This window comes from Streptomyces sp. AB3(2024) (assembly GCF_041862025.1).
In the GTDB taxonomy this organism is placed as follows: Bacteria; Actinomycetota; Actinomycetes; order Streptomycetales; family Streptomycetaceae; genus Streptomyces.
Genome location: NZ_JBGWAB010000170.1, coordinates 1 through 14806 on the forward strand (window position 1 = coordinate 1; position 14806 = coordinate 14806).

Consider the following 14806-nt stretch of genomic DNA (forward strand, 5'->3'; position numbering starts at 1 on the left):
CCGGCAAGCTGCCCTCGGCCGACTGACCCCCGTCGAATTCGAGACCGTCATGACCACACCGGCCCTCCAGGCCGCGTGACTCAACCTGTCACCCGAACCTGCATCAGACCCGAACACCACGTCGGCCACTTCAAGCAGCTTCCACGAGCTGCCCCGGTGCAGGACCCGCCCCAGCACGACGAGGGTCACGGCCGAGGCCAGGGCGATCCCGGCCGAGATCTCGAACCGTCCCGGGCCGACCAGCAGCGAGAAGACGATCCACGGTGCCATCCCGACGACCGGGTTCTCCAGGAACCCGGACACCGGGCCGGAGGCCGTGCCGTACGCCTCGGTCCGCATGGTTCCAGCGTGCCCGCCCGGCGGGACCCCGGCCATTCGGGACCCCGGGGCCGGGTACCGGCGGGGTACAACGCCTGCCGCCCCCCGGGCCGTTCCTCGCCGGGGCGGACGCGGGGGCGGGAGGGTGCGGGCCATGGATCAGGTCATGGAGTGCCGTTTCGTCCGCAGCCCGCGCAGCGTCCGCCTGGCGCGGGCGCTGTTCGCCGAACGGGCCCGGCGGTGGCAGCTGCCCGAGGGGTCGGTGGAGACGGCGGTGCTCCTGCTCAGCGAGCTGATGACGAACGCCTGCACCCACGCCCGGGTGCCCGTGGGGCGCGAGGTGTGGGTGCGGGCCGAGTACGCGGAGGGGCTGCTGCGGGTGGAGGTGCTGGACGCGAACCGGGCCCTGCCGGTGCCCCGTACGGCCGACGCGGCGGACGAGACCGGGCGCGGGCTGGCCATCGTCGCGGCGCTGGCCACGGCGTGGGGTGCCCGGCCGCGCGAGTGCGGGATCGGGAAGGCGGTGTGGTTCGAGCTGAGGACATGAAAGGGCCCCGGCGCCGGGGAGAAGGTGCCGGGGCCCGGTCGCGGGCCGGTCCTCAGGAGACCGGGACCGCCTGACGGGCGACCGGGACCGCCCGGCGGGCGGAGGCGGCCTCGATCAGGTCCGCCATCACCCGGGTGTCCTTGTCCCGCTCCGGGTGCCACTGGACGCCGACGACCCACTTCGAGCGGTCGGGGTCCTCGATGGCCTCCACCGTGCCGTCCTGCGCGTACGCCGAGACGACCAGGCCGCGCCCGAGGTGCTCCACGGCCTGGTGGTGGTAGGTCGGCACCTCCGCCACCTCCGGGACCAGTTCCGCGTACCGGGTGCCCGCGACCGGCCGGACCGGGTGCCAGGAGGTGACGCCCGGGGTGTCGACGTGCCCGTCGATGTGCTGGACGAGCGTCCCGCCCAGCGCCACGTTGAGGGCCTGCATGCCCCGGCAGATGCCCAGCAGCGGAAGGTCCGCTTCGAGGGCCGCCCCGATCAGCGCCAGCTCCCACTCGTCGCGCACGGTCGCGGGGGCGCCCGTACGGGGGTCGCGCACGGCCCCGTAGCGGACGGGGTCCACGTCCGGGCCGCCGGAGATGATCAGGCCGTCGAGCCGGCCCAGCACCTCCGCCGCGCGCTCCGGTTCGTCCGGCGGCAGCAGGACGGCCGCGCCGCCCGCCGCCTGGACGAGCTCGTAGTACCCGGACGGGACGAGGGACGTGGGCAGGTCCCACACGCCGTAGCGGGTGGACGCCTCCACGTAGGTGCTGATGCCGATGAGCGGCCTGGGCACGGTGATACCTCCAGGGTGGTGCTGGACAGCGGTGCGGGGATCAGGATTTCAGTCGCGGGTCAACTCCGCCTCGGCTTCGGCCAGCGCGGCGAACTCCTCCTCCGGAGCAGAGGCGACGAGGTGGTGGCGGCTGTAGAAGGCGAAGTACGCGAGGGCGACGGCGTACACGCCGAGCGCGATGAACGCGGCGTCCTTGTCGACCAGGAAGGTGGCGACCAGGGCCGACAGGGCGAGGACGAAGGCGACGGAGGAGGTCAGCACCCCGCCGGGCGTGCGGTAGGGCCGCTCCAGGCCGGGCTCGCGGCGGCGCAGCACGATGTGGGAGAGGGCCATCAGGGCGTAGGAGATGGTCGCGCCGAAGACGGCGATGTTCAGCATCCGCGCGCCGTTGCCGGTGGCCGCCGCCAGGGCGAAGCCGATCGCGCCCGGAATGACCAGGCCGAGGTAGGGGGCCTTGCGCTTCGAGGTGAGGGAGAGGAAGCGCGGCAGGTAGCCGGCCCGGGAGAGGGCGAACAACTGGCGGGAGCCGGCGTAGATGAGGGAGAAGAAGGAGGCGACCAGCCCCGCGAGACCGGCGTAGTTGACGAAGCGGCTGAGGGCGGTGGGCCCGCCGTCGCCTTCCAGCGCCACGACGAGCGGGTTCCCGGCGGCCTTGACCGCGTCGGCGCCCTGGGCGCCGGTGGCGGCGAAGAAGGTGATCAGGGCGAGCAGGGCGAGGATGCCCATGGAGATGGACAGGGCCTTCGGCATGGACCGGACCGGGTCCTTGGCCTCCTCGGCGGCCAGCGGGACGCCCTCGACACCGAGGAAGAACCACATGCCGAAGGGGAACGCGGCCCAGATGCCGAGGACGCCGAAGGGCAGCCAGGAGCCGGAGCCGAAGGCCTGCGGGTCGGCCGGGATGTTGTCCAGCGCGCCGGCGTCGAAGTCCGAGAGCGCCCCGAACGCGAAGATCAGCAGCGCGGCCACCGCTATGGCGGTGACGACGAGACTGAAGCGCAGGGCTTCGCCGACGCCCCACAGGTGCACGCCGATGAAGATCACGAAACAGCCGAGGTAGACGGGCCAGCTGGAGGTGAGCCCGAACAGGCCCAGGGATTCGACGTAGTCGCCGATGAAGATGACGATGGCGGCGGGGGCCAGGATGTACTCGATGAGGATGGCCGTGCCCGTCAGGAACCCGCCCCAGGGTCCCAGCGCGCGGCGGGCGAAGCCGTAGCCGCCGCCCGCCGTGGGCAGGATGGTCGACAGCTCGGCGAGGGAGAAGACCAGGCAGGCGTACATGGCGCCCATGAGCACGGTGGCGATGGCCAGGCCGCCGAAGCCGCCCTTGGCCAGGCCCACGTTCCAGCCGGAGTAGTCCCCGGAGACCACGTAGGCGACGCCGAGGCCGGTCAGCAGCAGCCAGCCGGCGCTGCCGCGGCGCAGCGTGCGGCGCTGGAGGTACTCGGCGTCCGCGTCCCCCGGGGAGGGTGGTGCGGATACGGGTGCGGTGTCGTCGGCCATGTGCGCTCCTGCCTAGGGCAATGCAATGGTTGTGAGGCGTACCTTTGCGTCCTGGGTGTGGCGGGCGCAAGACCCGTGCGTTAAACAGGGGTTACGAAAACCTCTCCCGCCCCACCGATCGGGCCCGATCGCGCCGCGTCAGGCCAGGAAGCCGCGCAGCAGGGCCGCCGTCCCGCAGCAGTGCTCGCGCATCACCGCCCGCGCCCCCTCGGCGTCCCGCTCCAGCACCGCCTCCACCAGGGCCGTGTGCTGCTGCTGCGAGTGTTCGAGGTTGCGCACCAGCAGCGGGATGCAGTCGAGCAGGTCGTTCACGGTCGCCCGGACGGCCGCGTACTGGGCCGTCAGGGAGGCGGAGCCGGCGAGTTCGCTCAGGGTGAGGTGGAAGAGGGTGTCCTGGCGGCGGTAGTCGGGCAGCGGCGCGTCATGGGTGGCGGTGAGCGCGCGCAGCAGCCGTTCGGTGCCCTCCTCGGTCAGCCCGTGCGCGGCGCACAGTCCGGCCGCGCCCACCTCCAGCACCTCGCGGAAGCGCAGGACGTCCTCGATGTCGACCCCCGCCACCCGGCGCCGCAGCTCCTCCTCGGCCCCGCCGGCCGGGGTGTCGGGCCGGGACAGCACGAACGTTCCGCCGTACCGGCCGCGCCGGGCCTCCACCAGGCCCTGGTCCTGGAGCACCTTGAGCACCTCGCGCAGGGTCACCCGGCTGATCCCCATGCGCTCCGCCAGCTCCCGCTCGGGCGGCAGCCGTTCCCCGCCCGGCACCAGACCCAGCCGGACCACCTGGAGGATCTGCTCCAGGGCCTCCTCGAAACCGTTGCCCGCCCGCACCTGTCGCAGTACGGGATTCAGCCGCGCGATCGCGCCACCCTCACCCGCCGTGTCGGTCATCTCGGCTCCTCCCCTTCCCAAGCAATGGTTCTATTCAATACCTTAGGCCCCCTCGGCTCACCGAAGGAGAGATTCCAGTGGTAGACCGCAAGCCCCCGCTCGCCCCCGAGGAGCTCCGCGCCCTCGTAGCGAGCGGTGAGATCGACACCGTCGTCCTGGCCTTCCCCGACATGCAGGGACGCCTCCAGGGCAAGCGGTTCGCCGCACAGTTCTTCCTCGACGAGGTCCTCGCCCACGGCACCGAGGGCTGCAACTACCTCCTCGCCGTCGACACCGACATGAACACCGTCGACGGCTACGAGATGTCCTCCTGGGACCGCGGCTACGGCGACTTCGCCATGCACCCCGACCTCGCCACCCTGCGCCGCATCCCCTGGAACCCCGGCAGCGCCTTCGTCCTCGCCGACCTCGCGTGGAACGACGGCTCGCCCGTCGTCGCCGCCCCCCGCCAGATCCTGCGGCGCCAGCTGGAACGCCTCGCCGAGCACGGCTACAGGGCGATGGTCGGCACCGAGCTGGAGTTCATGGTCTTCCAGGACACCTACGAGGCGGCCTGGAACTCCAACTACCGCGGCCTGACCCCGGCCAACCAGTACAACATCGACTACTCCGTCCTCGGCACCGGCCGCGTCGAACCCCTGCTGCGCCGCATCCGCAACGAGATGCAGGCCGCCGGACTGGTCGTGGAGTCCGCCAAGGGCGAGTGCAACCTCGGGCAGCACGAGATCGCCTTCCGCTACGACGAGGCGCTCACCACCTGCGACCAGCACGCCGTCTACAAGACCGGCGCCAAGGAGATCGCCGCCCAGGAGGGCGTCTCGCTCACCTTCATGGCCAAGTACGACGAGCGCGAGGGCAACTCCTGTCACATCCACCTCTCACTCGGTGACGCCGACGGCAACAACGCCATGGCCGGTGACGGCCCGGACGGCATGTCTCCCGTGATGCGGCACTTCCTGGCCGGCCAGCTCGCCGCCCTGCGCGACTTCTCCCTTCTCTACGCCCCCAACATCAACTCGTACAAGCGTTTCCGCCCCGGATCCTTCGCCCCGACCGCCGTCGCCTGGGGCTTCGACAACCGCACCTGCGCCCTGCGCGTGGTCGGCCACGGCCGCTCCACCCGCTTCGAGAACCGCCTCCCCGGCGGCGACGTCAACCCCTACCTCGCCGTCGCCGGCCTGGTCGCGGCCGGCCTCTACGGCATCGAGAACCGCCTGGAACTCCCCGACGCCTGCGCCGGCAACGCCTACACCGCCGACTACGCCCACGTCCCGGCCACCCTGCGCGAGGCCGCGGAGCTCTGGGAGAACAGCGAGATCGCCAAGGCGGCCTTCGGCCCCGAAGTCGTCGCCCACTACCGCAACATGGCCCGCGTCGAACTCGACGCCTACGACTCCGCCGTCACCGACTGGGAACTGCGCCGCTCCTTCGAACGCCTGTAGAACCCACGTCCACCGCACCGCACCGCACCGCACACCAGAGAGGCACCACGTTGTCCGACGTGTTGGAAGTCCTGAACCCGGCCACCGAGGAACTCGTCGCCACCGTCCCGGCCGCCACACGGGACGACATCGACGCGGCCGTCGGGCGGGCCGCCACGGCCCAGCGGGGATGGGCGGCACTCGCCCCCGCCGACCGGGCCAGACTTCTGCGCCGCTTCGCCGCGGCCGTCGACGGACACCTGGAGGAACTGGCGCAGCTGGAGGTCCGCGAGGCCGGACACACCATCGGCAACGCCCGCTGGGAAGCCGGCAACGTACGCGACCTGCTGGAATTCGCCGCGGGGGGAGTCGAACGCCTCTCCGGCCGGCAGATCCCCGTCGCGGGCGGCATCGACGTCACCTTCCTCGAACCCCTCGGCGTCATCGGCGTGATCGCCCCCTGGAACTTCCCCATGCCGATCGCCGCCTGGGGCCTGGCCCCCGCCCTCGCCGCGGGCAACGCCGTCATCCTCAAGCCCGCCGAGACCACCCCGCTCACGGCCCTGCGCCTCGCCGAACTCGCCCTCGAAGCCGGGATCCCCGAGCACCTCTTCCAGGTGCTCCCCGGTCACGGAGCGGTCGCCGGGGACGCCCTGGTCGAGCACCCCGGAGTCGCGAAGATCGTCTTCACCGGCTCCACCCGCGTCGGCAAGCAGATCATGTCCAAGTGCGCCGACCGGGTGAAGCGGGTCACCCTCGAACTCGGCGGCAAGAGCCCCAACATCGTCTTCGCCGACGCCGACATCGAGGCGGCCGCGGCCGCGGCCCCCATGGCCTACCTCGACAACACCGGCCAGGACTGCTGCGCCCGCACCCGGATTCTGGTGCAGCGCGGCGTCTACGATCGCTTCCTCGAACTCGTCGCCCCCACCATCGAGTCCATCGTCGTCGGCGACCCACTGGACGAGAAGACCCAGATGGGCCCGCTCATCTCCCGCAGCCAGCTGGAGCGCGTGCGCGCGTACGTCACCGACGACCTCACCACCCTGAAGGGCAAGGCCCCCGAAGGCCCCGGCTTCTGGTACCCGCCCACCCTCGTCACCGGCGCCGCCCCCACCGCGCCCGTCGCCGTCGAGGAGGTCTTCGGGCCGGTCGCCGTCGTCCTGCCCTTCGAGGACGAGGAGGACGCCGTACGCCTGGCCAACGCGACCGAGTACGGCCTCTCCGGCTCCCTCTGGACCCGCGACCTCGGCCGGGCCCTGCGCGTCTCCCGCGCGGTCCAGGCCGGCAACCTCTCCGTCAACTCCCACTCCAGCGTCCGCTACTGGACCCCCTTCGGCGGCTACAAGCAGTCCGGGCTCGGCCGCGAGCTCGGACCGGACGCCCTCACCGCTTTCACCGAGACCAAGAACGTCTTCATCAGCACGGAGGCCTGACCAGCATGTCGAACGAAGAGATCATCTGCCGCCGCCTCGTCGGCCGCACCGCCGTCATCACCGGAGCCGGCAGCGGCATCGGCCTCGCCACCGCCCGCCGCCTGGCCTCCGAAGGGGCCAACGTCGTCTGCGCCGACATCGACCCGGCCGCCGGCAAGGCCGCCGCCGAGGAGGTCGGCGGCACCTTCGTCCAGGTGGACGTCACCGACCAGGAGCAGGTCGAGGCCCTCTTCAAGACCGCCTTCGACACCTACGGATCCGTCGACATCGCCTTCAACAACGCGGGCATCTCGCCCCCGGACGACGACTCCATCCTCACCACCGGGCTCGACGCCTGGCGCCGCGTCCAGGACGTCAACCTCACCTCCGTCTACCTGTGCTGCAAGGCCGCCCTGCCCTACATGCAGCGCCAGGGCCGCGGCTCCATCATCAACACCGCCTCCTTCGTGGCCATCATGGGCGCGGCCACCTCCCAGATCTCCTACACCGCCTCCAAGGGCGGAGTCCTGGCCATGTCCCGCGAACTCGGCGTCCAGTTCGCCCGCGAGGGCATCCGCGTCAACGCCCTGTGCCCGGGGCCGGTCAACACCCCCCTGCTCCAGGAACTGTTCGCCAAGGACCCCGAGCGGGCCGCCCGCCGCCTCGTGCACATCCCCCTCGGCCGGTTCGCGGAGCCCACCGAGATCGCCGCCGCCGTGGCCTTCCTCGCCAGCGACGACTCCTCCTTCATCAACGCCACCGACTTCCTCGTCGACGGCGGCATCTCCGGCGCGTACGTGACTCCTCTCTAAACGTTCACCTCCGCACCACCCCCACGACAGCCGGGCGTCGCACGACGCCCGGCTGTCGTGCTCTACCGTCCCCGACGATCTTCATCGGAATCAGGAGCGACCATCCCAGTGACCCGACTCAGCCCCACCCGGCGCCTCCAGGCCGCAGCCGTCGTCGCCGCCGCGATGGCAGCCGGCACCCTCGTCGCGGCCGCCCCCGCCGCCCAGGCCGCCCGGCCCGGCGCGCACTGCACCACCCCGAAGCTCGCGGCCGGCTGGTACGGCGACAACCAGGCCCGCCTCCAGCAGCTCATCGACCGGTACGGCAGCTGCAACCCGTACCGCCCCGGCCGCGAGAAGCCCGTCGCCGTCTTCGACTGGGACAACACCGTCGTCAAGAACGACGTCGGCGACGCCACCATGTTCTGGCTGCTGCGCAACGGAAAGATCCGCCAGCCCGCCGGCGGCGACTGGACCACCACCAGCCGCTACCTCACCCCGGCCGCCGCCCAGGCCCTGGCCACCGCCTGCGGCCCCCTCGCCCGCCCCGGCGCCCCGCTCCCCACCGGCACCCCCGCGGGCGCGCCCTGCGCCGACGAACTGAACGCCGTCTACGGCACCGCCGCCACCCGCGCCGGCGCCGCCGCCTTCGCCGGCTGGGACCACCGCACGATCGAACCCGCCTACGCCTGGCTGCCGCAGCTGACGCAGGGCTGGACCGCGAGCGAGGTCCGCGGCTTCGCCGCCGCCGCCCGCACCGAGAACCTCGCCGCGCCCGTCGGCACCAAGCAGCAGGTCGGCACCACCACCGCCACCGGCTGGGTCCGCTACTACGACCAGCAGCAGGACCTCATCAAGGGCCTCCAGAAGGCCGGCTTCGACGTGTGGATCAGCTCCGCCTCCCCACAGCCCGTCGTCGAGGTCTGGGCCCAGGGGGTCGGCGTCAAGGCCGACCACGTCATCGGCATCCGCAACACCACCCGCGATGGCAAGCTGACCGCCCACCTCCAGGGCTGCGGCTCCGTCAAGGACGGCGCCGACACGATGATCACCTACATCGACGGCAAGCGCTGCTGGATCAACAAGGAGGTCTTCGGCGTACGCGGCCCGGCCGCCGAGAAGGTCCAGCCCGCCTCCCGCCGACAGGTCTTCGCCGCCGGCGACTCCGACACCGACATCTCCTTCCTGCGCGACGCGACCGCCCTGCGCCTGGTCGTCAACCGCAACAAGAACGAGCTGATGTGCCGCGCGTACGACAACAGCGACGGCAAGTGGATCGTGAACCCGATGTTCATCGAGCCCAAGAAGCAGAAGACCAGCCCCTACCCGTGCTCCACCACCGGCTACGTCGACCACGACGGCACGGCCGGACCCGTCCGCCGGGGCGACACGAGCGTCATCCCCGACCAGACGGACAGCGTCTTCCAGAACTAGGGCGCGTAGTCGGTCGTGATCAAGGGCGAGGAGTTCTCCGGGTCAAGTGGCTTGGCGTGAGGCGGAGTTCGTCGACCCAGTGCAGCTCGGCGCCGGTGCGACCGACGCTGCTGGACACAACAGGTGTGGCGCCATCGTCGAATCGAGCGACAGCGCCATCCTGGGGATACATCCTCAGCCCTGGCAGCCGCACTCTGCGGGCCCCGGCCATCTCGGCCGGGAGCCCGCACGGTCCGGCGGGGCAGGGGTCAGCTGGGCTGGTCGCCGGTGTAACGGTAGATGTCGCCGGCGCTGTTGACGTGCCAGGCGTTGCCGTCGGCGGCGGCGGCGATGTCGGTGGCGGTGCCGGGGATCTTGATCCACGGGTTGGTGCCGCCGGCGTCGTTGTTGGTGTACCGGTAGATGCTGCCGGCGGGGTCGACGCCCCACACGTTCGTCCGGGAGCCCACCGCGATGCGCTTGAGGCTGCCGGGGACGCCCACCCACGGGTTCGAGGCGTCCTGGTCCCCGGTGTACCGGTAGACCTGGTTGCTGCTGTTGACCCCCCACACCGTGCCGTCCGCGCCGGCGCCGATGTCGCTCAGACCCCCGGGGACCTTCACCCAGGGGTTGGCGTCGTAGTTGGTGTACCGGTAGACGGCGCCGGCGGAGTCCACCCCCCATACGCTCGTGCGGGAGCCCGCGTCGATGCGGACCAGGCTGCCGGGGATGCCCTTCCACGGGTTCGAGGCGTCCTGGTCCCCGTGGTACCGGTAGATCTGGTCGCCGCTGTTGACCCCCCACACCGTGCCGTCCGCCGCGGCGCCGATGTCGCTCAGGCCCCCGGGGATGCTGATCCAGGGATTGCCGTCAAAGTTGGTGTACCGGTAGACGGCGTTCGCCGCGTTCACCCCCCACACCGTCGTCCTGGACCCTGCCGAGATCGCCTTGAGGCTGCCCGCGACCTTCACCCAATCAGCCATGAGACCCCCTTCGTTGCTGCACTGGTCACTGCCATCATGGGCGGCGGAAGGAGCTGAAAAAGCAGCGAATTTCCGTTCTATAAGTAAATGAGGCGGTAAATCGATGTTTGGTGTCCCGCAGCTCTTGCGGGACCGAGGGACGCGGCGGCCCGCCTCGGAGCGGCTCGGCCCGAAGCGCGGTCGATCCCAGGAGGGATCGACAAAGTCGTCGGTCCGTGCAAGCGACGCCATTGCCTGGCTTGACGGACCGCCGACGCCGCACCTGGGAGTGATGGTGTGACGACGATTGGTGATGTGAACAGTTTCGGCGCGACACACACGGCCCGATTCGCCTGGTCGAATGGCGTGGTGCACCTCCACACGCCCGACCCGGTGTCCGCACCCGAGAGGTCACCCCGGCCGTCGCACGCTGGCCCCGACGTGCTGCTTGTCCTGTTTGAGGATGTTCCCGATCAGGTCACCCTCCGGGAGCCCGGAGATGGCCTCTCCTTCGGGATCGACCCGCGTTCCTGAGGTCCCAAGCGCCGTGACGGGTCGTGACGGGCCGGCCCCCTCTGCGGGCCGGTGACCGGCGCCCGCGCCACCGAGGACGTGACGACGGCTGCTCCGCGGTGTCCGGATCGCGCAGGGGCCGCAGGCCGCCGGGCAGCGCCGGCAGCTGGAAGGAGTACCGGCCGAGCACGTTGACGTGGTGGCGCACGGACGGAGAGAGCGGGGACGCGGGCGGCGAGCCGGGTGTTGCGTGCCTGCGCGTTGGCGAGGTCGGCCTGGAGCGAGGCCCGGCTGACGGGGGTGGCGCCCGCCGGGTCCTGCGCGGCGGGTTTGTGTTCGGCGGCATGGACCAGCGCCAGCGGGTCGCGGTGGCGGTAAGGGAACGTGCGGTCCACCCGGCCTGCTGGGCGATGCCGGAGACGCTGATGGGCGAGCCGTTCCGGGCCGCCGTCTCGAGGGCACCGGCCACCCGCTGGCGTCGGCGGTCGGTGCCGTCCTGGCGGCCTTGGCTCATCGTCGTCATGCGTACTCCGGGGACGGCCGACGGGCCCGCTGACCCGTACCTTCTTGAGGACAGGGACGAACTGCGGGCAGTCCGCGGCCTGCCCGGCGGTCAGGATCACCGCCAGGGGCCGGCATCACCGACGTCCCCACTCGCCGTCCGTCAGTTGCGCACGCGTCATCAGTACCGGACTACCGGATCTGCCCTCGCGGCGAGGGCAGATCCGACATACCGATCACGACTCAATACAGGGCCTAGAGGAACGTGCGGCCCTCGCCCCGGTACGTCGGGGCGGTGGCCGTCACCCGGTCACCCTCGACCAGATGCAACGTCTCGAAGCGCTCGCACAGTTCACCGGCCTTCGCGTGCCGGAACCACACCCGGTCGCCGATCAGCAGATCGTCGGCCGCGCTCCCCAGCAGCGGCGTCTGCACCTCGCCCGCCCCCTCCTGGGGGTCGTAGCGCAGCCCCGCGGGCAGGTACGGCACCGGCAGCCGGTCGGCGCCCGCCGCGCCCGAGGCCGGATAGCCCCCGCCCAGCACGGTCACCACACCCACCCCGGGCCTGCGCACCACCGGCTGGGCGAACAGCGCCGCGGGCCGCCCGCGGAACGAGGTGTAGTTGTCGAACAGCCGCGGCACGTACAGCCCCGACCCGGCGGCGATCTCCGTCACCGCGTCCTCGGCCGCCGTCTCGGCCACGCTGCCGGTGCCGCCGCCGTTGACGAACTCCAGGTCCGGCACCACCGCCCGCACCGCCCGAACCGCCTCGGCCCGGCGCTCGGCCAGCTCCCGGCGGGCCGTCGCCTGCATCAGCCGGATCACCCGCGAGCGCAGCGGCCGGCCGGTCAGGGCGTCCCCGACCCCGGCGATGTGGCCCTCGTAGCCCATCAGCCCCACCACCCGGAACCCGGGCCGCTCCTGCACCGCCCGCGCCAGCGCGGCCAGCTCCCCGGGCTCCCGCAGCGGCGAGCGCCGCGCGCCCACCCGTACCCGGCCCCCGAACAGGTGCAGGGCCGTGTCCAGCTCCAGGCAGACCCGGATCTCCTCCGCGCCCCCGCCCCGCGCCCCCTGGATCAGGTCCAGCTGCGCGGGATCGTCCACCATCACCGTGACGGCCGCCGCCAGCTTCGCGTCGTGCGCCAGCTCCCCGAAACCCGCCCGGTCCGCCGACGGATAGGCGAGCAGCACGTCCTCGAACCCGGACCGGGCCAGCCACAGCGACTCGGCGAGCGTGTACGACATGATCCCGGCGAACCCGGGCCGCTCCAGCACCCGTTCGAGCAGCGCCCGGCACCGCACCGACTTGCTGGCCACCCGCACCGGCTTGCCGCCCGCCCGCCGCACGAGGTCGTCGGCGTTGGCGTCGAAGGCGTCGAGGTCCACGATGGCCAGGGGCGCGTCGAGATGCGCGGTCGCCCGGTCGTACCGAGCCCGGTCGGAAGTCATGGGCGGCAGCTTGCCAGACCGGTGTACCGGTGGGTAGGGGTACGCGGCCCCCCGGGGCTCCGCCCAGCCCCCGCGCCTCAATCGCCGGCGGGGCTGAGTTTGGCTGCGAGGGTGAGTTCGGCTGTGAGGCTTGGTTGGGCCGTGAAGGCTGGGTTTGGCTGCGCCCAGGCAACGCATCCGAGGCAGCGACGAAGCGGCCGGGGGCGGGGACGGGGTGGGGTGTTGGCCGGGACGTAAAACGTGATTTGTTGGCGCGCGGTGCCCAGCACCAACGCAGCTCGGGACAGGGCGCCATAAATCATGCAGTCCCGGACGACACCCCACCCCGGCCCCGACCCCGGCCACCCCCGACCCCGCCCGGCCAGGGCAACGGCAACGGCCCCGTAGAGTACGGGCAGGCAGCCGTACGGAACGGGGGGCGGAGCCGCCGGATGACCACGTCGACACCAGGGACCGAGGTCCTGGGCGAGCACGGACCGCCCCCGCCCCCGGCCCCCCGCCGCCACCCCGGCCGGATCCTCGCCGCCACCCTCAGCGCCCTCCTCGGCACCGGCCTCCTCGCCGGCGCGGCCACCACCGCCTGGAGCGAACACCGCGCCGCGCACCGCCCGTTGCCCCCCGACGCCGCCTACCGCAAGGCCGCCTCGCTCTGGCACTCGGCCCCCGTGGACAGCCTGCTGCCGCCCGTGCTCGACGGCCGCGACACCGGCCCCGGCGGCGCCGACCGCAGCTGGACCCGGATCGCACTGGCACCCGACGCCGACTGCGCCGCCGCCCTCACCCCCGAGTGGCGCGCAGCGCTCGCCGCGGCCGGCTGCACCCGCGTGCTCCGCGCCACCTACACCGACACCACCCGCAGCTCCCTGGTCACCGTGGGCCTGGTCTTCACCCCCGCCGACGCCACCGCGATGGCCGGCCTGCGGGACCGTCTGCCCGTCCCGCCCGCCTACGCGTACGCCGACTCCCGCCGAGCCGCCTGGACGGTGACCGTCACCGACCGGGCCCCGGCCGTGGTCTACGCGGTCTCCGCCTTCGCCGACGGCCGCACCATGGACGTACCGGTCCCGGCCGCCGACGCGGTCCGCCAGGGCGCCACCGGAACGGTCGCCGAAGCGGGCCTGGGCCACGCGGCCCAGGCCGTGGCCGACCGGGTCGGCCACGCCCTGGGCGCGCTCGCGGCCCCGCCCGCCCCCACGGCCACCCCGCGCCCGGAGCCCCGCCGATGACCTCCACCCGCCGAGCCGCCACCGCCACCGTCACCAGCGGCATCGCCCTGGCCGCCCTGTTCACCGCGGTCGCCGCGCCCCCGGCCGCCGCCGACACCATCCGCGACCGCCAGTGGGGCCTGCTGGCCCTGCGCGCCGAGGAGGCCTGGGGCACCACCCAGGGCGACGGGGTCACCGTGGCCGTCCTCGACACCGGTGTCGACGCCACCCACCCCGACCTCGCCGGCCAGGTCCTCGACGGCACCGACCTCGTCGGCATGGGCGCCGCCCGCGGCGACCGCGCCTGGGCCCGGCACGGCACCGCGATGGCGAGCATCATCGCCGGCCGCGGCCATGGTCCCGACCGCTCCCGGGGCGTCCTCGGGATCGCCCCCCACGCACGGATCCTCCCGGTCCGCGTGATCCTGGAAGAGGGCGACCCGGGCCGCGAACAGGCCCGCGACAGCAAGTCCGGCGCCCTCGCCGAAGGCATCCGCTGGGCCGCCGACCACGGCGCCGACGTGATCAACCTGTCGCTCGGGGACGACAGCGACACCGCCCACCACGAGCCCGCGGAGGACGAGGCCGTCCAGTACGCCCTCGGCAGGGGCGTGGTCGTCGTCGCCTCCTCGGGCAACGGCGGCGAACGCGGCGACCACACCTCCTACCCCGCCGCCTACCCCGGGGTGATCGCCGTCGCCGCCGTCGACCGCCAGGGCCGCAAGGCGCCCTTCTCCACCCGCCACTGGTACGCCGACGTCAGCGCCCCGGGCGTCGACGTGGTCATCGCCGACCCCGACCGGGCCTACTACGAGGGCTGGGGCACCAGCGCGGCCGCCGCCTTCGTCTCCGGCGCCGTCGCCCTGGTCAAGGCGGCCCACCCCGGCCTCTCCCCGGCGCAGATCAAGAAGCTGCTGGAGGACACCGCCACCGACCGCCCGGCCGGTGGCCGCGACGACTCCCGCGGCCACGGCACCGTGGACCCCGTCGCCGCGCTCCAGGCCGCCGACGGGCTGCGCCCCGAACCGGCGGCCCCGGCGCCCGTCCCGGCCGGGCGGACGTACTTCGGCGCGGGCCCCGAAGATCGGAAGAGCACACG

At 72.8% G+C, this 14806-nt stretch carries 13 protein-coding genes and 2 pseudogenes; 8 read left to right on the forward strand and 7 right to left on the reverse strand.

Features of this window, described 5'->3' with window-relative positions:
- Window positions 1-339 (reverse strand): annotated as a pseudogene (locus ACEPPI_RS36770) (hypothetical protein); the annotation flags it as partial.
- Between the two features lie 133 nt (window positions 340-472).
- Between ACEPPI_RS36770 and ACEPPI_RS36775 the strand changes: the two are divergent.
- Window positions 473-865 carry an ATP-binding protein gene (locus ACEPPI_RS36775; RefSeq protein ID WP_373919611.1) on the forward strand — a complete coding sequence of 131 codons (393 nt, stop codon included), beginning with the start codon at window positions 473-475 and terminating at the stop codon, window positions 863-865.
- A 52-nt stretch (window positions 866-917) separates the two neighbouring features.
- On the opposite strand, the gene ACEPPI_RS36780 is transcribed toward ACEPPI_RS36775, so the two are convergent.
- The 3 genes from ACEPPI_RS36780 to ACEPPI_RS36790 all read right to left on the reverse strand — a co-directional run bounded on the left by ACEPPI_RS36780 (window position 918) and on the right by ACEPPI_RS36790 (window position 4037).
- The gene (locus ACEPPI_RS36780) at window positions 918-1646 is read right to left on the reverse strand and encodes a gamma-glutamyl-gamma-aminobutyrate hydrolase family protein (protein ID WP_373919612.1); all 729 of its coding nucleotides are present in this window, start codon (window positions 1644-1646) and stop codon (window positions 918-920) included.
- Window positions 1647-1694: 48 nt separating this feature from the next.
- Window positions 1695-3152 (reverse strand): ethanolamine permease, encoded by a 1458-nt coding sequence (eat, locus tag ACEPPI_RS36785; protein ID WP_373919613.1) that lies wholly within the window; start codon window positions 3150-3152, stop codon window positions 1695-1697.
- A 138-nt stretch (window positions 3153-3290) separates the two neighbouring features.
- Window positions 3291-4037, reverse strand: a complete 747-nt coding sequence (locus tag ACEPPI_RS36790) for a FadR/GntR family transcriptional regulator (protein WP_373919614.1) — start codon at window positions 4035-4037, stop codon at window positions 3291-3293.
- 77 nt (window positions 4038-4114) lie between these two features.
- Between ACEPPI_RS36790 and ACEPPI_RS36795 the strand changes: the two genes are divergently transcribed.
- The 4 genes from ACEPPI_RS36795 to ACEPPI_RS36810 all read left to right on the forward strand — a co-directional run bounded on the left by ACEPPI_RS36795 (window position 4115) and on the right by ACEPPI_RS36810 (window position 9098).
- Window positions 4115-5479, forward strand: coding sequence for a glutamine synthetase family protein (locus ACEPPI_RS36795; protein ID WP_373919615.1), 1365 nt, complete (start codon window positions 4115-4117; stop codon window positions 5477-5479).
- Window positions 5480-5529: 50 nt separating this feature from the next.
- On the forward strand, window positions 5530-6894 hold the full coding sequence (locus tag ACEPPI_RS36800) for an aldehyde dehydrogenase (protein ID WP_373919616.1): 1365 nt from the start codon (window positions 5530-5532) through the stop codon (window positions 6892-6894).
- A 5-nt stretch (window positions 6895-6899) separates the two neighbouring features.
- Complete coding sequence (locus ACEPPI_RS36805) at window positions 6900-7685, forward strand: 3-oxoacyl-ACP reductase (RefSeq protein ID WP_030233697.1); 786 nt, start codon at window positions 6900-6902, stop codon at window positions 7683-7685.
- A 108-nt stretch (window positions 7686-7793) separates the two neighbouring features.
- Window positions 7794-9098 (forward strand): haloacid dehalogenase-like hydrolase, encoded by a 1305-nt coding sequence (locus ACEPPI_RS36810; protein WP_373919617.1) that lies wholly within the window; start codon window positions 7794-7796, stop codon window positions 9096-9098.
- A gap of 248 nt (window positions 9099-9346) precedes the next feature.
- On the opposite strand, the gene ACEPPI_RS36815 is transcribed toward ACEPPI_RS36810, so the two are convergent.
- Window positions 9347-10060, reverse strand: coding sequence for a tectonin domain-containing protein (locus ACEPPI_RS36815; protein ID WP_373919618.1), 714 nt, complete (start codon window positions 10058-10060; stop codon window positions 9347-9349).
- A 276-nt stretch (window positions 10061-10336) separates the two neighbouring features.
- On the opposite strand from ACEPPI_RS36815, the gene ACEPPI_RS36820 reads away from it, so the two are divergent.
- Window positions 10337-10573 carry a hypothetical protein gene (locus ACEPPI_RS36820; protein WP_373919622.1) on the forward strand — a complete coding sequence of 79 codons (237 nt, stop codon included), beginning with the start codon at window positions 10337-10339 and terminating at the stop codon, window positions 10571-10573.
- A gap of 506 nt (window positions 10574-11079) precedes the next feature.
- Here ACEPPI_RS36820 and ACEPPI_RS36825 read toward each other — a convergent pair.
- Window positions 11080-11190 (reverse strand): annotated as a pseudogene (locus tag ACEPPI_RS36825) (IS5/IS1182 family transposase); the annotation flags it as partial.
- Between the two features lie 118 nt (window positions 11191-11308).
- Complete coding sequence (locus ACEPPI_RS36830; RefSeq protein ID WP_373919619.1) at window positions 11309-12502, reverse strand: amino acid deaminase/aldolase; 1194 nt, start codon at window positions 12500-12502, stop codon at window positions 11309-11311.
- Between the two features lie 431 nt (window positions 12503-12933).
- Here ACEPPI_RS36830 and ACEPPI_RS36835 point away from each other — a divergent pair, with 431 nt between their 5' ends.
- Complete coding sequence (locus tag ACEPPI_RS36835; RefSeq protein ID WP_373919620.1) at window positions 12934-13728, forward strand: hypothetical protein; 795 nt, start codon at window positions 12934-12936, stop codon at window positions 13726-13728.
- Window positions 13725-14806, forward strand: a 1082-nt coding sequence (gene mycP / locus ACEPPI_RS36840; protein ID WP_373919621.1) for a type VII secretion-associated serine protease mycosin, incomplete at its 3' end; no start/stop codon positions are given. The genes ACEPPI_RS36835 and mycP, both read left to right, overlap by 4 nt.